The following is a 23,870-nucleotide window of genomic DNA, read 5'->3' on the forward strand; positions in this document are numbered from 1 at the left end:
CCCATATTTTTTTTCAACCCCCCCCCCCCCACACCACCCCTACCCCGGGCGCGGGGGCGGGTATAGGTTAAAACCACCCACCTCCGAAACCCCCCGCGCCGCGCCCGGCGCGCGCTTTTCTACTCAGCACTTGGTACCAACTCAGCTCAATAGGGCGAATTGCACTGTTGACGCGGGCCGTAATTGGGCTGGAATGTGTTGTCCGAAGCGCGGTACGACCGATAGCGGTCGTAGCACCACTGCACATGGGCATCGCCGCGGTTGTTCTCGCTGTTGACGATCGCGCCGGTGATCAGGGCGCCGGTGGCGAAGGCAGCCAGCGGGAACCAGTAGTCGCCGTGACGGCGATAGCCGCGGTGATATTCGCGATAGCCGCGATGGCCATTCCAATAGCTGCCGCCATCATTGTTGCGCGAGAACTGGCGGCCCACGCGGAAATCGCGATTGCCGGAATTGCGGTTGCCATGGCGCATCCACCGCCAGTTGTCATGACGAGAATCGCCCACATTCACGATGTCGGACGAAGTTGCTGATGACTGGGGCACGAACATCTGGGCGGCATTGGCCGGCATAGCGGCGGCCGCGGCAAACGAAATTGACAGGGTGGTCGCCAGTAGACCCGTTGCGATCTTGTTCATGATCTTCTCCTTGAAGGGTGGTTGACGTCCCTTGTGAGACGAAAACGGCCCGCTCGTGCGATGGTTCCCACCAAAACAGTAAGTTGCTGATTTGTAATGTTTCTCGAATGTGGCGCGTGAGAAAAGGCGCGTCTCGCGCGCCAACAGATCGACGCGGCGACCACGTTGCGGGAGCGGCTCACCGGGCTGGTGACGACGCAATTTGCGGCGCGTCGGGCGATGGCCGAAACCCCGATGGAACGGCCATCTTTTTCCGGTTGACCGGTCGCGGCACTCTCCCTATGTTCCGCGCAATTTCGAGGGCGGCCTTTAGAGCCCGCGGGAGCGCGTAGCTCAGCCGGTAGAGCAACTGACTTTTAATCAGTAGGTCTCGGGTTCGAACCCCGACGCGCTCACCAGAAATATTTCGTGCGGAAGTTGCTCCCTGTCAGCAGCCCCCATCGCCGCCTACAATCGCCGCCCGGTCTTGACGTCGAACAGATGAGCACAGGCGCGGTCGATCTCGATGCGCATCTGCTCGCCCTGTTTCAGTGCCAGCCGCTCGCGGAAAAGGCAGGAGATTTCTTCTCCGGCGCAGTCGACCCTGGCAAAGATTTCCGAACCCGTTGCTTCCAGAAGCACGATCGTGCCGGGGATTCCTTTGGCGGTCGTCGCACGGATATGTTCGGGGCGAATGCCGTAGATGAGGTCGCGGCCGGGTATGTTTGCCAGGTCGCTGCCTTCCGGCAACGGCAAGATCAGTCCACCTGCGCTGCGGAAAACGCCTTCCTCGACATGGCCGCGAATGAAATTCATCGCCGGCGAGCCGATGAAGCCGGCAACGAAGAGGTTGGCCGGGCGATCGTAGAGATCGAGCGGCGCGCCGATCTGCTCGACGAGGCCGTCATGCAGCACGACGATCTTGTCGGCCATGGTCATGGCCTCGATCTGGTCGTGGGTGACGTAGATGGTGGTGGTTCCCAGCCGCTGGTGCAGCGCCTTGATCTCGCCGCGCATCTGCACTCGCAATTTGGCGTCGAGATTGGACAGCGGCTCGTCGAACAGGAACACCTGCGGGTCGCGCACGATGGCCCGGCCCATGGCGACGCGCTGGCGCTGGCCGCCGGAAAGCTGACGCGGATAGCGGTCGAGCAGCTTGTCCAGGCCGAGAATGCTGGCGGCCCTGCCGACGCGGCCGGCGGTGTCGGCCGGATCGGCTTTCTTGATCTTCAGGGCAAAGCCCATATTGTCGGCCACCGTCATATGCGGATAGAGCGCGTAGTTCTGGAACACCATGGCGATGTTTCGGTCGCGCGCCCTGAGATTGTTGACGACGCGATCGCCAATGGCGATCCTGCCGCCCGAGATCGTTTCCAGTCCGGCAATCATGCGCAGCAGCGTCGACTTTCCGCAGCCCGACGGCCCGACCAGGATGACGAATTCGCCATCGGCGATGTCGACGCTGACATCGTGGATGATCTTGGCGGCTCCGAAAGCCTTCTGAACGTTGTTGATTGTTACCGATGCCATTGGATTTCTCCCGGAATGAGTGATGTCGGGGCCGTGCCTCAGCCGCCCTTGACGGCGCCTGCGGTCAGCCCGGCGACGATCTGCCTTTGCGCGAACAGGGTCAGCACCAGCACCGGCAGCGTCACCACAAGTGCCGCGGCGGCGAGCGGACCCCAGCTCACCTGCTCGTAGGAAAGCATGTTGTAGACGGCGACCGGCAGCGTGCGAGTCTCGCGGCTGGCGAGCACAATGCCGAAGACGAAATTGTTCCATGAGAAGATGATCGACAGGATGAAGGCGACGACAATGCCCGGCTTGGCGATGGGCAAGGCGACCAGCCGGAACACCTGCCAGGAACTGGCGCCATCGATGTTGGCCGCTTCTTCCAGCTCCATCGGCGTGGTCTCGAAATAGCCGATCATCACCCAGACCACGATCGGCACCGTCACCACCAGATGGATGATGATCTGCGGCCACAGCGTGCCGAGAATGCCGACCCACTGGAACAGCAGGAACAGCGGAATGAGATAGGAAAGCCCCGGCGTCATGCGGGCGATCATGATGACCACCGCCGAGCGTTCGGCCTTGAGCCGCGCGATGCCATAGCCGGCCGGCACGCCGATCAGCAGCGCCAGCAACGTTGCCGTGCCCGTCACCAGAACCGAATTCCAGAAATAGAGCAGGAAATTGTTCTCCTCGAATACCTTCACATAGTTCGACCAGGCGAGATGTTCCGGGATCAGGATCGGCGGGTATGCACCGTTGTCGATCTCGAACTTCAGCGACAGCGAGACCATCCAGAGGAAGAACAGGATCGCCGGCGAGACGAAGACCAGAGCCGCGAAAAACAGCCCGATCCGGTTGAGCAGCCGTGAACTCATCTATTTGCCCTCCACCCCGATCCATTGGGAGCGCTGGCGCAGCATCAGCAGGATGAAGGACAGCGCGACGATGACGATGAAGAACACCACGGCCATGGCCGAGCCATAGCCGATGTCGTAGTAGGAGAAGGCGGTGTTGTAGAGATAGATGTTGATGGTTTCCGAGGCCGTGCCCGGTCCGCCCTGGGTCATGGCGTAGATGATGTCAAAACTCTTCAACGCATCGATGGTGCGGATGATCATCGCGATCATCAGGAACGGCGCGATCATCGGCAAGGTGAGATAGCGGAATTGCTGCCAGGCGTTGGCGCCATCGATCTCGGCGCTCTCGAAGGGCTCGCGCGGCACGGAGGCCAAGCCGCCCAGCACGATCAGCATCACCAGCGGCGTCCACTGCCAGGTCTCGACCGCAACCAGGGACGGGATGACCGTCCTGGCATTAAAGATCCATTCCTGCGCCGGGATGCCGACCAGCGACAACAGATAGTTGAGCACGCCAAGCTGGGGATGGAACATCATCGTCCAGACCAGCGCCACGGCGACTGGCGTTGCCATCATCGGCATGACGAAGACGCCGCGCAACAGGCCGCGCAGCGGAAATTTGGCGTCGAAGATCAGCGCCGCGACAGTGCCAAGGAACATCGGCGCCGCGACCGAAAGCGCCGTGTAGGTCAGCGTATGGAAAAGCGATTCCCAGAAGCGTTGGTCGACGGCCAGCCGCAGATAGTTTTCCATCCCGGCAAAGCTTCGCGCCTGGCCGAGGGTCCAGCGGTTGACGCTCATCCACAGTGTGAAGGCCCAGGGAAAGACGATCACGGCGCCGACGACGACGAGCGCCGGGACGACGAAAGGCCAGTAGTTGGGAGCCAGACGGATGGTCTGGCCCCCTTCGATGGCTTGCGTCGTCACCCCGGTGCGTTCTGGGGTGATGGCGGACATCAGCCTTGCTCGCTCCGGTCGAGCACCGGCTGGAACTGCTCGGTGGCCTTCTTCAGTTCCTCCGCCGGATCGGCGCCGGCGATCAGATTGGTCAGCGCCACGCCATAGATATCGCGGAACTCGGTGACCGGAATGATGACCGGCAGCGACAGCCGGCTGACATTGCCCGAGCCGACCACGGCATCGAGCCAGCTCGCCGGCATGGTGACGCCTTCGCGCACCTTGGGATCTTCCAGCACCGACTTGCGGAACGGCACGCCGGCACCCGCCTGCAGCAGGCGCGTGCCCATGGCGGGCGAAATCGCCCACTGGCAGAAGAGATAGGCGGCCTCCTTCTTCTCGCTGGCGGCCGTCACGCCGAGGCCGTCGCCAAAGGTGCCGGCGGCATGCGCCTTGGGCCCTTTGGGCATGACGCCGTAGCCAACCTTGCCGACCACACGCGACTTTTCCGGATTTTCCATCGGCGGGGCAAAGCCGACGCCATCGAACCACATGCCGATCTTGCCTTGCAGGAAGGCGGACTGGGCTTCGGCCCAGTTGAATCCGGTGACGCCTGGAGGCGCCGACTTGGTCATCAGCCGCTGGTAGAGGCTGGCGGCCTCGATCGCCTCGGGCGAGGTCGTGCGCAGCTTGCCCTTGTCATCGAGCGGCGTCATGTCGTAGCCGAGCATCAGCGACGTCCATACCGGCGTGTTGGCGTTTTTCAGGCCGCGGGCGACAAAGCCGTAGGTGTTGGTCGACGGGTCGGTCAGCGCTTCGGCGGCCGCCACCAGTTGCTCGAAGGTTTCAGGGTATTTGAGGCCCTTGGCCTCGAACAATTCCTTGTTCCAGTAGACGATCCAGTAGTCGACTGAGAACGGCAGCGAGCGCAACACGCCCTGGCCGTCCTTGGCAAACAGCATGCCGGCATCGGCGAAATCGGTTTCCACCAGCGTAGGATCGGTCAGGGTCGGGTCGGCGAGATAGCCTGATATGTCGGCCAGCCAGCCGCCCTTTTCGAACTGGCGCTTCTGCACGTGGTAGCTCAGATGCACGACGTCGAAGCTCGGTTTGCCGGAGCTCAGTTCGATCACCGTCTTCTGGCGCTGCTGCTGTTCGGGCGTCGCCTCGGCATTGACCTTGATGCCGGTCAGTTCCTCGAACTCGGCGATGTATTTTATCAGCGTGTCGCTGCGCGGGCTTTTCACCAGATTGACGTCAAGCGTCGTTCCCGCAAAGCGCTTCCAGTCGACGCCGGCGGCAAAGCTTGGGCGAACGCCCGCAAAGCCGGCGGCGGCAAGCGCTGCGGTTCCCTGAAGCAGTTGCCTCCTGGTTGGGTTGAACAGATTGGACGACATTTCTTCCTCCCGGTTGTTGTCGTTGTCGATTGCATCGCGGACCGCGGTGCGGCTCAGGTTTCCTCAGATCTGCAGCGCCAGCCGGCGCGCCTTGTCGATATGCAGACTGATCGCCTCGACCGCCTTCTCTGGATCGCGGCTCTCCATGGCTTCGATCACCGCCAGGTGCTCGCGCATCACCGGCACGACGCGCCCGTCGATACGGAACCGCTCCTGGTGGATCAGGCGGATCTTCACCGAATTGACCAGATAGGCCTTGGCGATGATCTCGTTGCCCAGCGCATCGATGAACGTGTCGTGCATGGCCCAGTCGATGGTCTGCGCCTTGGCCTCCATCTCCGGCGTCGGGGTTTGCGCCAGCGCCTGGGCAAGCATGTCCTCATGCTCGCGCCGCAAGCGGGCAAGCTCGGCGTCGGAGGCGCTGACCGTAAACAGCGCCACCGCTTCACGCTCCATGAACAGGCGGAACTGAAAGGCCTCGCGGATCAGGCTGATGTCTATATGGGCGATCTGCATGCCGCGCTGCGGGATGGTCGTCAGCAGTCCTTCCGCCTCGAGACGCGGCACGATCTCGCGAATGGCGCCGAGCGGCAGTCCGGTGAAGGCAACCAGCTCACGTTGCGACACGAACTGGCCCGGCTTGAAGTCGCGCGCCAGCAAATGCCGCGTGAAGCTGGCATAGGCCTTCTCCCTGAGGGTGGTCGGTTCGTTGCCGTCTTCCATTTCGGCGCGCTTCCCTTTGCCGGTCAGGCCGGTTCCCTGGCAAACAGGCTGTCATAGGCTGCGGCAAGCTGCTGCTGCCCTTGCAACGCAATCGGCTCCAGCGGCGGACGGACCGCCAGCCAGCGCTCGTCGCCGGTCTTGCGCGCCACCATGACCTTTACCGCGGGGGTGACCGGATATTTCAGCAATTCGAGCACAAAACTTTCGACGCGAGGATCGTCGCGCCCGTCCTCGGCCATGGCGCGGATTTCGCCCGGGGCGAAATTGGCCATGCCCGAGATTGCGCCTTGAGCACCCAGTCGCACCGCACGCGCCAGATGCCTTTCATCGCCGATCAGGATCACCAGATCGCCGTGGGCGGCAAGCAGCGCCTCGCTGTAGCTCCAATTTCCACCGGAATCCTTGACCCCGGCGACCACGTCGGGAAAAGCAGTGCGCAACCGGCCGATCAGGCCAAGGGAAAGCTGCACCATGGTAACCGAAGGGATGTTGTAGAGCAGCACGTCACGGGCGAGGGGGCCGAGCGCGGCAAAGACGGCGGAGAACCAGCCGAAAAGGCCGTCCTCGCCGACATTCTTGAAGTAGCTCGGCGGGGCCAGCAGAATGTTTCGGGCGCCTCGCTGCAAGGCATGCTGTGCCTGTTCGGCGGCGTCTTCGGCGGCGTCGACCAGCACGCCGGCAACGAGTTGATGCGGCAAGATTCCAGCAGCCAGCATGGCTTCGGTCACCGACCGCCGCTCCGTCGTGCCCACCGACGCGCCTTCCCCTGTGGTGCCGAAAAGCGTCACGCTGCCGCAACCCTGCGCCAGGCAACTTTTGGCCTGAGCGATCATGGGAGCGGTGGCGATCTGCCCGCGGGCATCGAAAGGCGTGGCGAGAGCGGCCGAAAGGCCAAAGCGTGATGTCACCGGAAGGTCTCCGAAGTAGGTGTGTATGCCGTGCTAGCACACTAACATGTTAGTCGTAAATTGGGGTGGTGCGCTTTTTTAACAGCGGAGGGCCTTCACGGGTTCGAAGCCCATGGCGGATCGAGACCATTGGCGAAACAGCAGGATGGCCCCAGTGTTAGGGCACGGAGCGGCAGCTCCAACCTTGTCCCCATCCCAGTCGATGGCTAAACTCAGCCTTTCCCAGGGGAGGGTTCTGACATGACACTTCAGCTTTCGGCGGATGCTGTCGCTCCTAAGGCGGCGGCGCCTCAAAAGTACCTCTTCGGCCCGGTCGCCGATTTCCTCATGCTGGGCGGCAGCGCGTTTCTCATCCTGCCGGTGCTGTTTCTCGTTCCGCTCGAATATGAGGGGCCGGTGGCCGCAACGATGGTCGTCGTCGCCTATCTCGTGAACTATCCCCACTTCGCCCACTCCTACCAGCTTTTCTATCGCAATTTCGGGCGCAAGGTGACGGGCGACGGCTACGACAGGAGCCTGCAACTCCGCTACATCTTCGCGGGCATTGTCGTGCCCCTGGTCATGGCCGGGTTCTTTGCCTATGGCGCGGTGGCGGCGAACACGCGGCTGCTCGGCTTTGCCACCAACGCCATGTTCTTTTTCGTCGGCTGGCACTACGTCAAGCAGGGCTACGGCATGCTGATGGTGGACGCGGTGCTGAAGCGCAAATTCTTCGACGATCGCGACAAGAAGGTGCTGCTGGTAAACTCCTATGCCGTGTGGATCCTTTCGTGGCTGCAGACGAATACGGCGGTCACCCAGGGCAAATATTACGGCCTCGACTATTACACCTTCGCGGTCCCTTCCTGGATCACCGACATCGCCTTGCTGGCAGCCATTGCTTCGACGGCGGCTACGCTTTTGATGCTGGTCAATCGCTGGCGAAAGAACGGTGGCAAGCTGCCCTATAACGGCATCGTGGCCTACGTCGCGTCGCTCTATCTCTGGATCCTGATTGTGAGAATAAATCCGCTCTGGCTGCTGATCGTGCCGGCGCTCCACTCGCTGCAGTACCTCGCCGTGGTCTGGCGCTATCAGACCAATGTTGAGCGTGACAGCTCCGATGCCGAACGCGATCCGCAGCCGAAAATCCTGTCCTTTCTCGGCCCCCTCTACAGGTTTCGGCTCCTCGGCTTCATCGTCGGCGGCACGGCCCTTGGCTATCTCGGCTTCTGGCTGATCCCATCCGCGCTGACGGCTTTGATTCCCTATGACAGGCAAGTGCTGGGGTCATCGCTGTTCTTCTTCATCGTGCTCATCTTCATCAATGTGCACCATTATTTTCTGGACAATGTGATGTGGCGCCGTGGCAATCCGGAGGTATCGAAGTATCTGTTCCGCTGACTGATGCGCAGACTGTCGAGCCCGGTTTTCGTCAGCTGTCGAGTATGCCATCGCGAGCGTGATCGTCAGTGCAACGGAGAGCCCTGGAATGGCGGAGTGCTTTTTCGAGAGCCGCCTGGAAAATACCCTGCGGTGGCATCTGTACCGGCGTTGGCGCCGCCGGCGTGACCCTCGACGCGTGAGTTGCGGCCGACGTGCGGCGGGATCGGCTGGAACGTCACGAAACCAGTGAGACATTGCCGCCGGCATGGCGCTCGATGCGGCCGGCAAGGTCGAGTTCCAGCAGCACCATGGAGACTTGCGCGGCGTTGAGGCCGGTGTGGCGGATGATCTCGTCCACGCCCACCGGCGTTGGGCCCAGCGCCTCGAGCACGCCGCTGCGTTCGTCCTCACCGGGCGGGGGTGTTGCCGAAAAATCGGGTGCCTTTTCTGGCGGCGCAATGCTTCGCGTTCGCGTGCCCGCCAAGGGTGCGATCGCACCGGAAACATCGGCCGCCTCGGTGACCAGGGTGGCGCCATCCTTGAGCAGCCCGTTGGAGCCGGCGCAGCGCGGATCGAGCGGCGAACCCGGTACGGCAAAGACCAGCCGGCCCATCTCGCCGGCCAGGCGCGCGCTGATCAGCGAGCCGGAGCGTTGCGCAGCTTCGATCACCACCAGTCCGAGGGCGGCGCCCGCGACAAGCCGGTTGCGGCGCGGAAAATCCTGCGCCCGCGGCTGCCAGCCGAACGGCATTTCCGAAATAACGGCGCCGCCACGCTCGGCAATGTCGTCGCACAAGCCGATATTTTCGGGCGGGTAGGGGACATCGAGCCCACCGGCCAGCACACCCACTGTACCAGTCGAGAGACTGCCCTGGTGTGCTGCCGTGTCGATGCCGCGCGCCAGGCCGGAAACGATGACGTAGCCGTCGCGGCCAAGATCCGCCGCCAGCATGCGCGCCATCTTGATGCCGGCGAGCGACGCGTTGCGGGCGCCGACGATGGCCACCGCCGGCAGGCGAAAGACGGCTGCCTCGCCCTTCACGGCAATCAGCGGCGGCGGATTGTCCATGTTTTTCAGCATCGGCGGGTAGTCGGCCTCGCCGATGCCGACGAAGCGGGCGCCGTTTTCACTGGCTGCGTCGAGTTCCGCTTCGGCTTCCTCCACGGAAGGAATGCGCATGATCCTTTTGGCTCCGCCCGAAATCATCAGCTCGGGCAGCATCTCCAACGCCGCCTCCGCCGAACCAAAGCGGTTGATCAATTCGCGAAACGAGGCCGGGCCGACATTTTGTGTGCGGATCAGCCGCAGCCAGCTCAGCCGCTGCCGGTCGCTGAGGCGCGGCCCGGCGGCGGGCTTGCTCAACCCTTGGCTCCGATCTTGCCTTCGGTGCCGGCAAGAAGGCGCGAAATGTTGGCGCGATGTTTGAAGATGACGATCAGGCTCATCACCAGGAACAGCCCGGCGGTCTCAGGTGTGCTCCAGAAATAAAGCGCGATCGGCACGATGACCGCCGCCGTCAGCGCTGCCAGCGAGGAATAGCGAAACAGAAAAGCCATCGCCAGCCAGACGACGATAAAGATCAGCGCCACATGCCAGCCGAGCGCGATCAGCACGCCGAGATAGGTCGCCACGCCCTTGCCGCCCTTGAAACCGAGCCAGACCGGAAACAGATGGCCAAGGAAGGCGCCAAGGCCCGCCCAGAGTCCAAGGCCGGCCCACAGTCCGTAGTCGTGTCCAAAATGGCGCGCGATCATCACCGCCGCCGTACCCTTCAACGCGTCGAGCACCAGCGTCGCGGCGGCGAGGCCCTTGTTGCCGGTGCGCAGAACGTTGGTGGCGCCGATATTGCCGGAGCCGATTTTGCGCACATCGCCGAGGCCGGCCGCGCGGGTGATCAAGAGGCCGAAGGGAATCGAGCCGAGGAGATAGCCGAACAGCAATGCCAGGATAACGTTATAACTCATTGTTTGCCCCCGCATTTCCCCAGCAACATATCGGTCTGCGACGTGGCGCGATCGCTCTAGCTCGAAAACACTGTGCGGCCCGCCACCAGCGTTTGCAAGACCATGCCTTGCAGCCGCGCACCTTCGAAGCAGGTGTTTTTCGAGCGCGAGCGGATGCCGCTTTCACTCACGATCCAGGGTTCTTCAAGGTCGATCAGCGCAAGATCGGCCGGCGCTCCCGGCTTCAGCGTGCCGCCCGGCAGGCCGAACAGCCTTGCTGGTGCGGTGGACAGTGTTTCGACCAGCCGAAGTAGCGGCACGTCGCCATTGTGGTAGAGCCGAAGCGCTGCTCCAAGCAGCGTCTCCAACCCGATCGCGCCGGCAGCTGCATCGGCGAAGGGAAGGCGCTTGGTGTCGACATCCTGCGGGTCGTGCGAGGAGACGATGATGTCGATCGTGCCGTCCTTGACCGCCTCGATCATGGCCAGCCGGTCTTCCTCCGCGCGCAAAGGCGGCGTCAGCCGGAAGAAGGTGCGGTATTTCCCGACATCGTTCTCGTTCAGCGACAGATTGTGGATCGCCACGCCCGCCGTGACATTGGCCTTGTCGGCTTTCGCGCGCGTCATCGCTTGCGCTGCCATCGCCGTCGAGATCTTGGCCGCGTGGTAGGCGCCGCGCGTCAGCCGTGCCAGCGCCAGGTCGCGCTCCAGCGGGATGGACTCGGCCTCGCGCGGAATGCCGGCAAGGCCGAGCCAGCTGGCATACAGGCCTTCATTCATCACGCCCGCCGAAGCGAGGTCGCCATCCTGTGTCTCATGTGCGATGACGCCGCCGAAATCGCGGGCATAGGTCAGCGCCCGGCGCATCACCAGTGCGCTGGATATTGTGTGCCGCCCATCGGTGAAGGCGACCGCACCGGCCTCGCGCAACAGGCCGAATTCGGTCATCTCGCGACCGGCGAGGCCTTTGGTGATCGCCGCCGCCGGAAAGATGTTGACGCTTGCCGTGTCCCGGGCGGTGCGCAGCACGAATTCGACCAGCGCGACATTGTCGATCACCGGGTCGGTGTCGGGCATCATGACGACGGAGGTGACGCCGCCGGCCGCCGCCGCAACGCTGGCCGAAGCGATGGTCTCGCGATGTTCGCCGCCCGGTTCGCCGATGAAGACGCGCGCGTCGATCAGGCCGGGAATGATCGCCTTGCCGGCGCAGTCGACCACGGTGGCTCCCGCCGGCAGGCCCTGGTTCAGGGCAGCCTTGCCGGCGGCAACGATCTTTTTCCCTTCGACGATGACGGTGCCGACCTCGTCGATGCCGCGTGACGGGTCGACGATGCGGGCGCGCTCAAAGACCGTCGTGCTCATGCGCCGCGGCCCTCTGCATTGCGGCGGGGATCGAGCAGCGCTTCCATGACCGCCATGCGCACGGCCACCCCCATCTCGACCTGTTCCTGGATGACGCTTTGCGGACCGTCGGCGATTTCGGACGCAATCTCGACGCCGCGGTTCATCGGACCGGGATGCATCACCAGCGCGCCGTCCTTGGCGGCCTTCAGCTTTTCGGCATCGAGGCCGAAATAGCGGAAATATTCGCGTACCGAAGGCACGAAGGCGCCTTCCATCCGCTCGCGCTGCAGGCGCAGCATCATCACCACGTCCGCGCCCTTGAGGCCCTCTGCCATCGAGCGCGAGACGATGACGCCCATTTTCTCGATGCCGGACGGTAGCAGGGTCGACGGCGCCACCACACGCACCTGCGCACCAAGCGCGTTCAACAGCATGATGTTGGAACGCGCCACGCGAGAATGCAGGATGTCGCCGCAGATCGCTACGATCAGTTTCGACAGCGGCCCCTTGGCGCGGCGGATAGTCAGCGCGTCGAGCAGCGCCTGCGTTGGGTGTTCATGCGCGCCGTCGCCGGCATTGACCACCGAGCAGCCGACCTTCTGCGCCAAAAGGGCGGCGGCGCCCGCAGACTGGTGGCGGATGATCAGGATGTCGGGGCGCATGGCGTTCAGCGTCATCGCCGTGTCGATCAGCGTCTCGCCCTTCTTCACCGAAGAGCTCGCCACCGACATGTTCATGACGTCGGCGCCGAGCCGTTTCCCGGCCAGTTCGAACGACGACTGCGTGCGCGTCGAGGCTTCGTAGAAGAGGTTGATCTGGGTGCGGCCGCGCAGCGTCGAGGTCTTCTTTTCGGACTGCCGCGAAATGGCGACGGCGCGATCTGCCCGGTCGAGCAGAAGCTCGATGTCACCGGGGGAAAGATCGCGGATGCCCAGAAGATGGCGGTGAGGATAAAGCGGCAGGGACGAAGCGTCGGTCATCTCAAGGCGCTGCTATAGGGGGGAGAATTCCTTGCCGCAAGCGCCAGCTTGGGATTGCGGCCTTTCTCCCCGGTATTTTCGTCGCGCGCGCCGCCTGCCTTGGGCTATATCTAGCCGATTGCTTCGGATTCGAAGCCTTGTGATGTGAGGCCTTTCTTGCGTTAGAAGGCCCTTCTACTTTCAGAAGGATTGGGCGTGACCGACGACGTGACCAACCAGCCTCCGCCGCTGACGGGCGGCAACGCCTGGCGGGGCGATCCGTTGCTGATCCAGCTTGCCGAGCGTTTTTCCGATCCGGTGCGCAAGGACCTCGACGGGCTTGGCCGGTTCGTCCTGACGCAGGAGGCGCAGGAGCTGGCGCGCCTCGCCAATGTCGAGACGCCGAAGCTCCGCACGCATGACCGTCAGGGCCGGCGCATCGACCTCGTCGAATTCCATCCGGCCTATCATGCGCTGATGCGCCGCTCGGTTGCCGGCGGCCTGCATTCCTCGATCTGGGAAAACGGCGATAGCGAGATCGGCCGTCGCCATCAGGTGCGCGCCGCGCGTTTCTACCTGACCGCCGAACTCGAGACCGGGCATCTCTGCCCCATCACCATGACCAGCGCTTCGCTGGCCGCCCTGATGGCCAGCCCAAAGCTGTTTCGCGAATGGGCGCCGCGCGTGACGACGCGCAAATACGACCAGAGCCAAAAGCCGCCGGTCGACAAGGCCGGGCTGACGCTCGGCATGGGCATGACCGAAAAGCAGGGCGGCACCGACGTGCGCGCCAACACCACACGGGCCGAACGCGCCGGCAGCGGCTTTTATCGCCTCACCGGCCACAAATGGTTCATGTCGGCGCCGATGTCGGACGCTTTTCTCGTGCTTGGACAGGCGCCGGAAGGGCTTTCCTGTTTTCTCGTCCCGCGCATCCTCGGCGACGGTTCCGGAAACGGCTTCCGCTTTCAGCGGCTGAAGGACAAGCTCGGCAACCGCTCCAACGCCTCATCGGAGGTAGAGTTCGTCAACGCCATCGGCGAGATGGTCGGCGAGCCCGGCGCCGGCATAAAGACAATCATGGACATGGTCACGCTGACCCGGCTCGACTGCGCCGTCGCCTCGTCGGCAATCATGCGAGCGGGGCTGGCTGAGGCCGTGCATCACGCCCGTCACCGCCAGGTGGCCGGCTCGACGCTGATCGAACAGCCGCTGATGCAGCGCGTGCTGGCGGACATGGCGCTCGATGTCGCCGCCGCCACGGCACTCTCGTTCCGACTGGCGCGCTCCTTCGACGAGGCTGCCGGCGACCGCGGCGAGGCTGCTTTTGCCCGCGCCATGACCCCGGTGGTCAAATACTGGGTCTGCAAGATCGCGCCGCCACTGCTCTATGAGGCGATGGAGTGCCTCGGCGGCAATGGCTATGTCGAGGAAGCGCCGCTCGCCCGCTACTACCGCGAAGCCCCGGTCAATGCGATCTGGGAGGGCTCAGGCAATGTCATGGCGCTCGACGTGCTGCGCGTGCTCGGCCGCGCGCCCGGCCTGTTCGAGGAGGTGCTGGCCGGCATCGACCGCGATCTCGGCGCCGGCGGACGCGGAACCATTGGCGTGCTCAAGGCGGCCATGCAGGTCGCCGGCACCGATGAGGGGTCGGCCCGCCTGCTGACCGAACAGCTGGCGCTGTCGGCGGCAGCTGCGGAATTGCGCCGGCTGGGGGCAGGGCGGATTGCGGACGCCTTCGTCGAGACGCGGCTCGCCGGCCAGTGGCGCAACACCTATGGCATGCTCGATTCGCGCCACGATGCGCGCATGATCATCGACACGCTCTATCCGCCGGTGAATTGAGGGCCTTCCGCCAGGCCGTGAACGAATTTGCCTGCCTGTGGACAGCCGTTAACCTTAACGAATGGTTTCCGTTGCAGCCGCAGGCCGCAGACCCCACTGTCTTTGTCACCAAAGCAGGAATGCCATGCGGCACATTTTGACGTCCTTTCTGGCCTTGCACTGGGCGCTGGTTTTCGCCCTGCTGGCGTTCATCTGTGTCGATGGAAACCGCGGCGTTGCGGGCGCTCTGGGCGTGCTCGGCGTCGTCGTGGAAAACACTCGTCTGGCCGATCTCGGCAATGCTGCCGTCGTGGCGCCGCTGGCCATCGCCTTGCTGGTCGTGGCGGTGCTGTTTTGCTGGGTCTTCGTCGAGAGCCTGGTTAACGCCGCGGCGAGCCCGGACGGAGCCGACAGTGTGGCGCGGACCGCCTTCATTTCGGCATCCGCGGTGTTGTCGCTCATCCTGATCGGCGGCGCAGCGCGAGGCATCAACGGCCTGTTTTTGGTTGTCGCCGTGCAATTGGCGGCACTTCTGGCCTCCTATGTCGCCATGCTGGCCGAGCGGAGGTCGGTCTTCGCTGTCATGGTTTCTCGGGAGGCAGAGAGCCGCGCCACCGCCCATGCCATAGCCAAGGGTGCCGCGCACGGCTCCTTGCTGTCGCGCATTTCCGGCCGTCCGGACATTGGTCCCAGCGGTCGCAGAGGCGGCTCCAGCCGCAGGGACGGTCACTGATGCGCACGCTGTTCGCATTGTGGGCCGCGCCACTCGCTCTGTTCTGGGGCTGGTTCTTCCTGTCGCTCAACGACATCAATTTCGGCTACGTCATGCTCAGCCGGCAGCTGCATGATTTCGTGTTCCAGCTCTACGGGCAGATGCTGGGCATCGATCCGGCGATCATTCCGGGCATGGTGGCAAGGGCCTGCATCTTCGACGGCTTCCTGCTGATGGCATTGTGGGCGTTTCGCCGCCGCCGCAACATCATGGCCTGGGTCAGGCGGCAGGCGGGGAATCCGGTTCCGTCCGATCGCGTGGGTCAAGCGACTGGAGCCGGTCCAGAACTCCCTGCAGAATAAAGGCCGCAGCCGCCGAATCGATCTTGTCGGCGCGCTTTCGGCGCGAGAAATCCATCTCGATCAGCGTCCGCTCCGCCGCCACCGTCGACAGCCGCTCGTCCCACAGCACGAAGGGCAGGTCGGTTATGCCTGCCATGTTGCGCACGAAGGCGCGCGACTTCTGGGCGCGGGGACCTTCCGACCCATCCATGTTGATCGGAAGACCGAGCACAAACGCGCCGACATTGTCCTTCTGCAGTTGGGCGAGCAGCGCTGCCGCATCCAGCGAAAACTTTTTGCGCAGGATGACCGGGCGCGGATGGGCAAAGGACAGGCCGCGGTCGGAAACGGCGACACCGATCGTCTTGTCGCCGAGGTCGAGCCCGGCCAGCGTCCTGCCGCCTTCCAGGCGTGACGGCAGATCCTCGATTGCTATGATGCCCAACGGCTTTCCCCACCAGCTTTACCGTGACCCAGTCTTAACCGTGACCCAGACTTACCGTGACCCAGACTTGCCGTAACAAAGACCGCGACACGTTCTTTTGAACCGCGAGCACACTATGTCACTTTAATTTTGCTGCCGGCGTTCTATCTTCCGGCGCAACCAAAATCGAGGAACACGATCGATGAAATTGACCTGGTACGGACATTCCGCCTTCCGCGTCGAGACATCAGGCGCGACCATCCTGATCGACCCCTATCTCGTCGGCAACCCATCATGGACGAGCGGCTGGGAGGGGCCGGCGGAAGGCGTCACCCATGTGCTTTTGACCCACGGCCACAGTGACCATGTCAGCGGCGCGGTGGAGGTGCTGAAGAAGAGCGGCGCCCAGCTGGTCGCCAATTACGAGATCTGCATGTACCTGGTCGGCAAGGGCGTCGACGGCAAGAAGATCAATCCCGGCAATCATGGCGGCACCGTCGATTGCGGTGCCTTCACCACCACCTTCGTGCAGGCACTGCATTCCTCGTCGTTTGGGCTCGATGGCGGCCAGAACGTCTACCTCGGCAATCCCAACGGGCTGGTCCTGCATTTCCCGGAGGACAAGACGCTCTACCATATGGGCGACACCGACATCTTCTCCGATATGGCGCTGATCGAGGAACTGCATGAGCCGAAGATCGGCCTCGTGCCGGTCGGCGACCGCTTCACCATGGGCGGCGCGGTGGCGGCCCTGGCCTGCCGGCGCTTCTTCCACTTCGACACGGTCGTTCCCTGCCATTTCGGCACCTTCCCGATCATCGACGCGACGGCGGAGAAGTTCGTGGCCGGCCTCGAAGGGTCAGGTGTCGACGTAGCCTTGCCAGCGATCGGCCAAACGATCACACTATAAAGCGATCGTTTGAACGATCCCTTGTCGCAAAGGGGAATCAAACCATGGGCTTGAGAGTGACTCTTTGCGTGTCGATGCTGGTTGCGGCGTCGCCCGCATCCGCCGCCGAGGACTTCATCAAGGGCGTTTACCTCCAGACCCAGGAGCTTTGCGCGCAAGCCAAAAAGGACACGCTGCAGACGCTGATCGACACCGGCAATGTCATCTTGTCGGCGGACGGCCTGCAAAGCGTCGAGTATAATTGCGAGTTCGTCCAGGTCACCAAGGCGACGCGCTCGCCGAGCTGGGCGGTCACTGCCATCTGCCAGGAGCCGGGCTTTCTCTTTCCCGATATACTGTCGATCACGCAGATGAACGCGACCCAAATCGACATCGTCTCGGTGCGCCCGACCGCCGACGAAGGCGAGCAGGCCGGCAATGGCGGCAGCTATTATCTGTGCGAGGGTGTATCGCTGCCCTAGGCTGAAATGCCGCCCTGGCATGAACGGGCTCTATCCCCAAGCACGATCGATGTTGCGCGGAACGCGCCACGCCGCTATAGCGCCATCTGGTTTTCCCAAAGGCTAAAGACATGTCCGTTGATCTGCAAACTGTGAAGCGCGTCGCGCGTCTCGCCCGCATTGCGGTGAGCGAGGAGGATGCCGAGCGCATGACCGGCGAGCTGAACGCCATTCTGGGCTTTGTCGAGCAGCTGAACGAGGTCGATGTCTCCGGCGTCGAGCCGATGACATCGGTGACGCCGATGGAGATGAAGAAGCGCCAAGACATCGTCACCGACGGCAACAAGGCTGCCGATATCGTCGCCAACGCGCCGGCCACTGACGAGAATTTCTTCCTCGTGCCGAAGGTCGTGGAGTAGCTGGCCGATGGCAATCGAGATCGCCGTCGAAACGCCGCTGCAGGACGATGTCCGCGCTTTGGTCGAGGAGCTCAACGCGACGCTGCTCGAACTGACGCCGCCGGAGCATTGCTACCATCTGACGGTCGAGCAGATGGCTGGCGACGACACCACCGTGTTCATCGCCCGCGACGACGGGCAAGCCATCGGTTGCGGCGCGCTGAAGCGCCATGACGCCCGCGTCGGTGAGGTCAAGCGCATGTACACGCGGCCCTCGCATCGCGGCAGGAAGATCGGCGCCAAGATCGTCGAGCATGTCGAAACGCTGGCGCGCAGCGAAGGGCTGAAGCGCCTGGTGCTTGAAACCGGCGACCGCCATCCCGCCGCCTGGACCGTCTACGAACGCGCCGGCTTCTCGCGCTGCGGGCCGGTGCTGGATTATCCCGATTCCGAGTGGTCGGTGTTTTACGAAAAGAGCCTTTGATGAGCGGATTGACCCATCTGACAATTTCGCAGGCGCGCGCCAAGCTGCGCGCCAAGGAGATTTCGGCCGTCGAAATCACCGAGGCCTATCTCGGTGCCATCGAGCGCGCCAATCCGGTGCTCAATGCCTACATCGTCGTCACCGGCGACAAGGCGCGCGATATGGCCAAAGCTTCCGACGCCAGGCTCGCCAAGGGCCAGGGCGGTGCGCTGGAAGGCATCCCGCTCGGCATCAAGGACCTGTTCGGCACCGAAGGTATCCACACCCAGGCCTGCAGCCATGTGCTGGACGGCTTCAAGCCGCGCTACGAATCGACCGTCACCGCCAATCTGTGGGCAGACGGCGCCGTCATGCTGGGCAAGCTTAACATGGACGAGTTCGCCATGGGCTCGTCCAACGAGACCTCCTATTACGGCCCTGTCGTCAATCCGTGGCGGCGTTCGCGCCTCGACACGGTGGTGATGCCGACCACGCATCAGGGCGATGGCGGTTTCGTTTCGGCCGGCGGCACCAAGACCGCGCGCACGCTGGACAATGCCCAACTGGTGCCGGGGGGCTCGTCGGGGGGCTCGGCTTCCGCCGTCTCGGCTTTCCTGTGCGCCGGCGCCACCGCCACCGACACCGGCGGCTCGATCCGCCAGCCAGCCGCCTTCACCGGCACCGTCGGCATCAAGCCGACCTATGGCCGCTGCTCGCGCTGGGGCATCGTCGCCTTCGCTTCGTCGCTCGATCAGGCGGGCCCGATCGCCCGGGACGTGCGCGATGCCGCGATCATGCTGAAGTCCATGGCCTCGGTCGACGCCAAGGACACCACTTCCGTCGACCGGCCGGTGCCGGATTACGAGGCGGCGATCGGCAAACCGATCAGGGGCATGAAGGTCGGCATTCCCCGGGAATACCGCGTCGACGGCATGCCGGAAGAGATCGAGGCGCTGTGGCAGAAGGGCATTGCCTGGCTCAGGGATGCCGGCGCCGAGATCGTCGACATTTCGCTGCCGCACACCAAATATGCTTTGCCGGCTTATTATATCGTAGCGCCTGCCGAAGCATCATCCAATCTGGCGCGCTATGACGGCGTCCGCTATGGCTTGCGCGTGCCGGGCCAGGACATTGTCGACATGTACGAAAAGACCCGAGCCGCCGGGTTCGGTCGGGAGGTCAAGCGTCGCATCATGATCGGCACCTATGTGCTGTCGGCAGGTTATTACGATGCCTACTATCTGCAGGCGCAGAAGGTGCGCAATTTGATCAAGCGCGACTTCGAGACGGTTTTTGCCGACGGCGTCGACGTCATCCTGACGCCGGCGACGCCGTCGGCCGCCTTCGGCATCGCTGACGAGGACATGGCCGCCGATCCGGTCAAAATGTACCTCAACGACATTTTCACGGTGACCGTGAACATGGCCGGACTGCCGGGCATTGCCGTGCCTGCCGGCCTCGATGCCAAGGGCCTGCCGCTCGGCCTGCAGCTGATTGGCCGTCCCTTCGACGAGGAAACCCTGTTCCAGACAGCCGCCGTCATCGAGCAGGCGGCGGGAACCTTCCAGCCGGAGAAGTGGTGGTAGCATGCCGCCTCCGTCTCGCATTTCCATCGTCGAGACGGGAAACGAACTGCTGATCACGAACCCGCCACGCACCTCGGATTTCAGGACAGTCTTTGTCCTGATCGGGGCCGCGATCGTCGCCTACACCGGCTACATGGGATTGACGGATATGTCGTCCGCAACGCTCACCAGCGGCACGCTCGGCCTGCTGTCCTTCGTGGCGGTCATTGCCCTCTTCACCTATTTCCTGGGCAAGGATTTCATCTGGCGGGTGTTCGGCAGGGAAACCCTGCGGCTGACCGACACTGCAGCCGTGCGCTCGGTGAGGGGTTCCTTGCGAAATCGGTGGTCACTGCCTTTGAAAGGGCATCTTAGGGTCGAAATCCTCGACCATACCTATCCCACGGACGAAGTGGGACTGTCGGAAGTCATCAGCTTGACCAACGCGAACGGCGTCCTTGTTTTCGGCAGGGAGTTAAGCCGCCTCGAAGCGGAAGCGGTAGCGAGTGCGGTCGAGCACTTCACCGGCCGTCACAATTTGAGCTGGAGATAGGCAGGCAATGTTCTTCTATCTCTCCAAGGTATTCTGGTTCTTCGTCCAACCACTCAACCTGGCGATCTTCCTGCTGCTTGCCGGCTTGCTCGCGGCGCTGATCGGCCGCCGGCGATTGGCGGCGACGGGCAGTGTGTTCGCCTTCCTGATTCTGGCGCTGTCGGCCTGGACGTCGCTTGGCGCCATGATGCTCAATCCGCTCGAAGAGCGCTTCCCAAAGCCGCCGCTGCCGCGGAAGGTCGACGGCATTGTCGTGCTCGGCGGCGGCTTCGAGGGCGCCATCAACTTGGCGCGCGGCGGCTATGAGCTGAATTCCGGCGGCGACCGCATGGTCGAGGCGGCGATCCTTGCCCGGCGCTTTCCCGAGGCGAAAGTGGTTATCTCGGGCGGCACCGGTGAACTGTTCATCGATGGCGAGGGGGATGCGGCCACCGCGCCGCGGCTGCTCGGTGCGCTTGGCGTCGACGCCGATCGCCTGATGCTCGAGAGCAAATCCCGCAACACCTATGAGAATGCCGTCTTAACCAAGGAACTGGTAACGCCGAAATCGGGCGAAACCTGGCTGCTGGTGACCTCCGCCTTCCACATGCCGCGCGCCAAGGCGCTGTTCGACAAGGCCGGCTTTCACACGGTCCCGTGGCCGGTCGACTATCGCACCTCGGGCAAGGAAGGCTTTGGCCTGTTTCGCGACAACGCACCCGATTCGCTGCAGACCACGACCATGGCGATCCGCGAATGGATCGGGCTCGCCGCCTATTGGCTATCGGGCCGGATCGACCAGCTTTTCCCCGGCCCGGGCGGCTGACCGATCACCGCTTGTCGCGCCGCTGAAAAGAACTGGCGCCGCACCAGCACCGCCAGAAGCAGCAGCGTCGACAGCACGAACACGATCGGGTCGACGAACCAGCCGAGATAGCCGATCGAGAAGAACACCGCGCGCAGGCCTGAATTGAAATGCTTGCCGGCCAGCATGTTCATGCGCGCCGCGCGCCACACCGCCGTTTCGCTGACCGGGTTGCGTGACGCCTCGCCATAGGGGATCGGCACCGCGCCGATCAGGATCGTGCAGTAGTTGAACAGACGGTAGGCCCAGCCGAACTTGAAGAAGGCGAAGGCCAGGATCAGCACCAGGCCAAAGACCTTGATCTGAAAGGCGGAGCGCGATGAGGTCGCGTTCAACGGCAGATCGTTCAGCACGGCAAGGACCTGATCCGAGGCGCCAAGCAGCGCGAAACAGCCACCGAGCGCAATCAGCGAACTGGAGGCGAAAAAGGCGGTGCCTTGCTGCAGGCCGCTCATGATGGCGGTGTCGACGATGCGGATTTCGCGCTCGGCCATGGTGCGCATCCAGGCCTCGCGCTGCACGTTCATGGCCATCGTCAACGACACCCGGCTGACCAGTCTGCCGTCGGACGCCAGCGTATGCAGCAACCATGCGAGCAGGAAGAAAGCCAGCGCCGCCAGATCAGCCGTCGACAGATGGAAGGAATCGCCCATGCCCCCTTTTACCACAGGCAAAGCGGTCAGTTCGATGCTCCATGCATGCCGCCCAGAAGTGAGCTGCGGTTCTGGGACAACGACATGCATTGAAACAAGAACTTAAAGCGCGTCGCATGAATCCGTTTCAGCGCGACGCGCTTTCAGCCGGTGATGTCGCTGCCGGAGCAAACAAGGTCGGCAGGTGCAGCGCCGCAATCCGCAAAACAGCACAAACATCATGGAAAGTCCTATATGTAGGTCTTGATCCCATTCCCGGAGACGGCGCAGCGTGTTTCTTTCGGTTTTCGACCTGTTCAAGATCGGCATCGGACCGTCGAGTTCGCACACGATGGGACCGATGACAGCGGCGCGGCGGTTTCTCGACGAGATCGCCGGAGACGACTGGCCGCGCCCGGCCGGCGCGAAAGTTGATCGTCTGGGCGCCAGCCTGCACGGTTCGCTCGCCTATACCGGTATCGGCCATGGCTCGGATCGCGCCGTTGTCCTCGGCCTTGCTGGCCTGACACCGCAGACGGTCGATCCCGATCAGGCCGAAGGCATCGCCACGCGCATCGCCGCCGAGAAGCGGATATCGCCACACGGCCATCCCTCCTATCGCTTCGACCCGGCGACGGATCTGGTGCTCGACCGCAAGACGCCGCTCACCGGCCACGCCAACGGCATGGCCTTCTACGCTTACGATGCCGGCGACCGGCTGCTGCTCAAGCGCATCTATTATTCCATCGGCGGCGGCTTCGTGGTGTCCGAGGAAGAGCTGCAGCGGATGAAGGTCAAGGGCTCGGTGACCACAGAAGGCAAGAAGGTGCCCTATCCCTTCAAGAACGCCGTCGAGATGCTGAAGATGGCAGGCAAAAGCGGCCTGTCTATCGCCGACATGAAGCGCGTCAATGAAGAGACGCATATGTCGCGCGAGGAGGTCGACAGCGGCCTTGATGCGATCTGGGGCGCCATGAAGGGCTGCATCGACCGCGGCCTGTCGCAGGACGGCATCATGCCGGGCGGGCTGAAAGTGCGCCGTCGTGCCCGCATGCTGCACGACAAGCTGCAGGAGCAATGGCAGCAGAACAAGCCCAACCCTTTGCTGGCCAATGACTGGCTGTCGATCTACGCCATGGCGGTGAACGAAGAGAACGCCGCCGGTGGACGCGTCGTCACCGCGCCGACCAATGGCGCGGCCGGCACATTGCCGGCGGTGCTGCGTTACTGGCTGCATTTCCACCCCGAGGCCGACCAGCCGAGCATCCGCGACTTCCTGCTCACGGCGGCCGCCGTCGGCGGCATCATCAAGACCAATGCCTCGATCTCCGGCGCCGAGGTCGGCTGCCAGGGCGAGGTCGGTTCGGCCTCGGCGATGGCTGCCGCGGGTCTCTGCGCCGTCATGGGCGGCACGCCCGAGCAGGTCGAGAACGCCGCCGAAATCGCGCTCGAACATCATCTCGGCATGACTTGCGATCCGGTCGGCGGTCTGGTCCAGGTGCCTTGCATCGAGCGCAACGCGCTCGGCGCCGTCAAGGCGGTCACCGCCGCCTCTCTGGCGATCAAAGGCGACGGCGTCCATTTCGTGCCGCTCGACGCCGCGATCGAAACAATGCGCCAGACGGGCCTCGACATGAACGAGAAGTACAAGGAAACCAGCCTTGGTGGGCTCGCCGTCAATGTCGTGGAATGCTGACCGCGCAACGCCACTGGCACTGTGGAGAAGTCGGGCAGGGCCGTTGACGCAATCGCGCGCCGGACTAAACCTTAAGCGATGGCACTCAATCTCCTAAAACTGTGCGTCGGTTGCGACAGCGTCGAGGACCTCGAAGAATGGATCGCCTTCCGCCTCGATGAGCGCCGCCGCGCCGGCGAACCCGCCGAGCACTGGCACACCACCCGCATGGTGCCGGCGCGCGGCGCCGAGGTCACCGATGGCGGTTCGCTTTATTGGGTGATCAAGGGCAGCGTGCAATGCCGCCAGCTGATCACTGATATCAGGCCCTTCACCGACGACGAAGGCATCGGCCGTTGCCGCCTGATGCTCGACCTCGACGTCGTGCGCACCGACTGGCAGCCGCGCCGCGCCTTCCAGGGCTGGCGTTATCTCAAACCTTCGGATGCGCCCGCCGATATCGGCAAGGGCAAGGCCGGAATGGTCGAGATGCCGCCGAAACTGAAGCGCGAGCTCGCCGATCTGGGCTTGCTGTAGAGCCAAGGGCGCGGCCGCTTCTCC

26 protein-coding genes and 1 tRNA gene are annotated in these 23,870 nt (G+C 63.5%); 14 read left to right on the forward strand and 13 right to left on the reverse strand.

What is annotated here, in order from left to right; all coding sequences use genetic code 11:
- Window positions 1–146: 146 nt before the first annotated feature.
- Window positions 147–638 carry a BA14K family protein gene (locus NKJ88_RS12395; RefSeq protein WP_023684657.1) on the reverse strand — a complete coding sequence of 164 codons (492 nt, stop codon included), beginning with the start codon at window positions 636–638 and terminating at the stop codon, window positions 147–149.
- Between the two features lie 322 nt (window positions 639–960).
- On the opposite strand from NKJ88_RS12395, the gene NKJ88_RS12400 reads away from it, so the two are divergent.
- Window positions 961–1,036, forward strand: a tRNA-Lys gene (locus NKJ88_RS12400).
- Window positions 1,037–1,085: 49 nt separating this feature from the next.
- Here the strand turns inward: NKJ88_RS12400 and NKJ88_RS12405 are convergent.
- The 6 genes from NKJ88_RS12405 to NKJ88_RS12430 form a co-directional block, all read right to left on the reverse strand.
- On the reverse strand, window positions 1,086–2,147 hold the full coding sequence (locus NKJ88_RS12405) for an ABC transporter ATP-binding protein (protein ID WP_352444161.1): 1,062 nt from the start codon (window positions 2,145–2,147) through the stop codon (window positions 1,086–1,088).
- Between the two features lie 38 nt (window positions 2,148–2,185).
- Window positions 2,186–3,007 carry a carbohydrate ABC transporter permease gene (locus NKJ88_RS12410; protein ID WP_023684659.1) on the reverse strand — a complete coding sequence of 274 codons (822 nt, stop codon included), beginning with the start codon at window positions 3,005–3,007 and terminating at the stop codon, window positions 2,186–2,188.
- Window positions 3,008–3,946, reverse strand: a complete 939-nt coding sequence (locus tag NKJ88_RS12415) for a carbohydrate ABC transporter permease (protein WP_023670984.1) — start codon at window positions 3,944–3,946, stop codon at window positions 3,008–3,010.
- Window positions 3,946–5,283, reverse strand: a complete 1,338-nt coding sequence (locus tag NKJ88_RS12420) for an ABC transporter substrate-binding protein (RefSeq protein WP_352444163.1) — start codon at window positions 5,281–5,283, stop codon at window positions 3,946–3,948. Before NKJ88_RS12420 ends, NKJ88_RS12415 begins: the two co-directional genes overlap by 1 nt.
- A 63-nt stretch (window positions 5,284–5,346) precedes the next feature.
- Window positions 5,347–6,006: a GntR family transcriptional regulator gene (locus tag NKJ88_RS12425; protein WP_352444165.1), complete on the reverse strand. Its 660-nt coding sequence runs from the start codon at window positions 6,004–6,006 to the stop codon at window positions 5,347–5,349.
- 23 nt (window positions 6,007–6,029) lie between these two features.
- The gene (locus NKJ88_RS12430) at window positions 6,030–6,914 is read right to left on the reverse strand and encodes a dihydrodipicolinate synthase family protein (protein WP_023824857.1); all 885 of its coding nucleotides are present in this window, start codon (window positions 6,912–6,914) and stop codon (window positions 6,030–6,032) included.
- A 240-nt stretch (window positions 6,915–7,154) separates the two neighbouring features.
- Between NKJ88_RS12430 and NKJ88_RS12435 the strand changes: the two genes are divergently transcribed.
- Window positions 7,155–8,297: a hypothetical protein gene (locus NKJ88_RS12435; RefSeq protein ID WP_023706211.1), complete on the forward strand. Its 1,143-nt coding sequence runs from the start codon at window positions 7,155–7,157 to the stop codon at window positions 8,295–8,297.
- Window positions 8,298–8,514: 217 nt separating this feature from the next.
- Here the strand turns inward: NKJ88_RS12435 and dprA are convergent, their stop codons facing one another.
- The 4 genes from dprA to NKJ88_RS12455 are packed head-to-tail and all read right to left on the reverse strand — an operon-like array spanning window position 8,515 to window position 12,549.
- A complete protein-coding gene (dprA, locus tag NKJ88_RS12440) occupies window positions 8,515–9,642 on the reverse strand; it encodes a DNA-processing protein DprA (RefSeq protein ID WP_023670989.1) in 1,128 nt (375 codons plus the stop codon).
- Window positions 9,639–10,244: a glycerol-3-phosphate 1-O-acyltransferase PlsY gene (gene plsY, locus NKJ88_RS12445; RefSeq protein WP_023696534.1), complete on the reverse strand. Its 606-nt coding sequence runs from the start codon at window positions 10,242–10,244 to the stop codon at window positions 9,639–9,641. Before plsY ends, dprA begins: the two co-directional genes overlap by 4 nt.
- Window positions 10,245–10,300: 56 nt before the next feature.
- A complete protein-coding gene (locus tag NKJ88_RS12450) occupies window positions 10,301–11,587 on the reverse strand; it encodes a dihydroorotase (protein ID WP_352444166.1) in 1,287 nt (428 codons plus the stop codon).
- On the reverse strand, window positions 11,584–12,549 hold the full coding sequence (locus tag NKJ88_RS12455) for an aspartate carbamoyltransferase catalytic subunit (protein WP_023806087.1): 966 nt from the start codon (window positions 12,547–12,549) through the stop codon (window positions 11,584–11,586). The genes NKJ88_RS12450 and NKJ88_RS12455 overlap by 4 nt, the downstream gene beginning before the upstream one ends.
- 195 nt (window positions 12,550–12,744) lie before the next feature.
- On the opposite strand from NKJ88_RS12455, the gene NKJ88_RS12460 reads away from it, so the two are divergent.
- The 3 genes from NKJ88_RS12460 (at window position 12,745) to NKJ88_RS12470 (ending at window position 15,426) form a co-directional block, all read left to right on the forward strand.
- On the forward strand, window positions 12,745–14,373 hold the full coding sequence (locus tag NKJ88_RS12460; protein WP_023670993.1) for a DNA alkylation response protein: 1,629 nt from the start codon (window positions 12,745–12,747) through the stop codon (window positions 14,371–14,373).
- Between the two features lie 124 nt (window positions 14,374–14,497).
- Window positions 14,498–15,085, forward strand: coding sequence for a hypothetical protein (locus tag NKJ88_RS12465; protein WP_352444168.1), 588 nt, complete (start codon window positions 14,498–14,500; stop codon window positions 15,083–15,085).
- Entirely contained in the window at window positions 15,085–15,426 is a 342-nt protein-coding gene (locus NKJ88_RS12470) for a DUF6105 family protein (RefSeq protein ID WP_023670995.1), read from the forward strand. The genes NKJ88_RS12465 and NKJ88_RS12470 overlap by 1 nt, the downstream gene beginning before the upstream one ends.
- On the opposite strand, the gene ruvX is transcribed toward NKJ88_RS12470, so the two are convergent.
- Window positions 15,344–15,850: a Holliday junction resolvase RuvX gene (ruvX, locus tag NKJ88_RS12475; protein ID WP_023742455.1), complete on the reverse strand. Its 507-nt coding sequence runs from the start codon at window positions 15,848–15,850 to the stop codon at window positions 15,344–15,346. The genes NKJ88_RS12470 and ruvX overlap by 83 nt on opposite strands.
- A gap of 181 nt (window positions 15,851–16,031) precedes the next feature.
- Here ruvX and NKJ88_RS12480 point away from each other — a divergent pair, with 181 nt between their 5' ends.
- The 7 genes from NKJ88_RS12480 (at window position 16,032) to NKJ88_RS12510 (ending at window position 20,963) form a co-directional block, all read left to right on the forward strand.
- Window positions 16,032–16,739, forward strand: a complete 708-nt coding sequence (locus NKJ88_RS12480) for a metal-dependent hydrolase (protein ID WP_023684673.1) — start codon at window positions 16,032–16,034, stop codon at window positions 16,737–16,739.
- A 44-nt stretch (window positions 16,740–16,783) separates the two neighbouring features.
- On the forward strand, window positions 16,784–17,200 hold the full coding sequence (locus NKJ88_RS12485; RefSeq protein ID WP_023696540.1) for a hypothetical protein: 417 nt from the start codon (window positions 16,784–16,786) through the stop codon (window positions 17,198–17,200).
- A 110-nt stretch (window positions 17,201–17,310) separates the two neighbouring features.
- Window positions 17,311–17,598, forward strand: coding sequence for an Asp-tRNA(Asn)/Glu-tRNA(Gln) amidotransferase subunit GatC (gene gatC, locus NKJ88_RS12490; protein ID WP_023670999.1), 288 nt, complete (start codon window positions 17,311–17,313; stop codon window positions 17,596–17,598).
- A 7-nt stretch (window positions 17,599–17,605) separates the two neighbouring features.
- Window positions 17,606–18,061, forward strand: coding sequence for a GNAT family N-acetyltransferase (locus NKJ88_RS12495; RefSeq protein ID WP_023726661.1), 456 nt, complete (start codon window positions 17,606–17,608; stop codon window positions 18,059–18,061).
- Window positions 18,061–19,626, forward strand: coding sequence for an amidase family protein (locus tag NKJ88_RS12500; protein WP_023734345.1), 1,566 nt, complete (start codon window positions 18,061–18,063; stop codon window positions 19,624–19,626). The genes NKJ88_RS12495 and NKJ88_RS12500 overlap by 1 nt, the downstream gene beginning before the upstream one ends.
- 1 nt (window position 19,627) lies before the next feature.
- Entirely contained in the window at window positions 19,628–20,158 is a 531-nt protein-coding gene (locus NKJ88_RS12505; protein WP_023671002.1) for a hypothetical protein, read from the forward strand.
- A 7-nt stretch (window positions 20,159–20,165) separates the two neighbouring features.
- Window positions 20,166–20,963 (forward strand): YdcF family protein, encoded by a 798-nt coding sequence (locus tag NKJ88_RS12510; RefSeq protein ID WP_023734347.1) that lies wholly within the window; start codon window positions 20,166–20,168, stop codon window positions 20,961–20,963.
- On the opposite strand, the gene NKJ88_RS12515 is transcribed toward NKJ88_RS12510, so the two are convergent.
- Window positions 20,912–21,655, reverse strand: a complete 744-nt coding sequence (locus NKJ88_RS12515) for a DUF599 domain-containing protein (RefSeq protein ID WP_023671004.1) — start codon at window positions 21,653–21,655, stop codon at window positions 20,912–20,914. The two genes, NKJ88_RS12510 and NKJ88_RS12515, sit on opposite strands and share 52 nt — an antisense overlap.
- Before the next feature lie 271 nt (window positions 21,656–21,926).
- Between NKJ88_RS12515 and NKJ88_RS12520 the strand changes: the two genes are divergently transcribed.
- Window positions 21,927–23,330 carry an L-serine ammonia-lyase gene (locus tag NKJ88_RS12520; protein WP_352444172.1) on the forward strand — a complete coding sequence of 468 codons (1,404 nt, stop codon included), beginning with the start codon at window positions 21,927–21,929 and terminating at the stop codon, window positions 23,328–23,330.
- 78 nt (window positions 23,331–23,408) lie between these two features.
- Window positions 23,409–23,846 carry a DUF1489 family protein gene (locus NKJ88_RS12525; RefSeq protein ID WP_023824861.1) on the forward strand — a complete coding sequence of 146 codons (438 nt, stop codon included), beginning with the start codon at window positions 23,409–23,411 and terminating at the stop codon, window positions 23,844–23,846.
- Window positions 23,847–23,870 lie beyond the last annotated feature (24 nt).

This window comes from Mesorhizobium sp. M0016 (assembly GCF_040324035.1).
GTDB lineage: Bacteria > Pseudomonadota > Alphaproteobacteria > Rhizobiales > Rhizobiaceae > Mesorhizobium.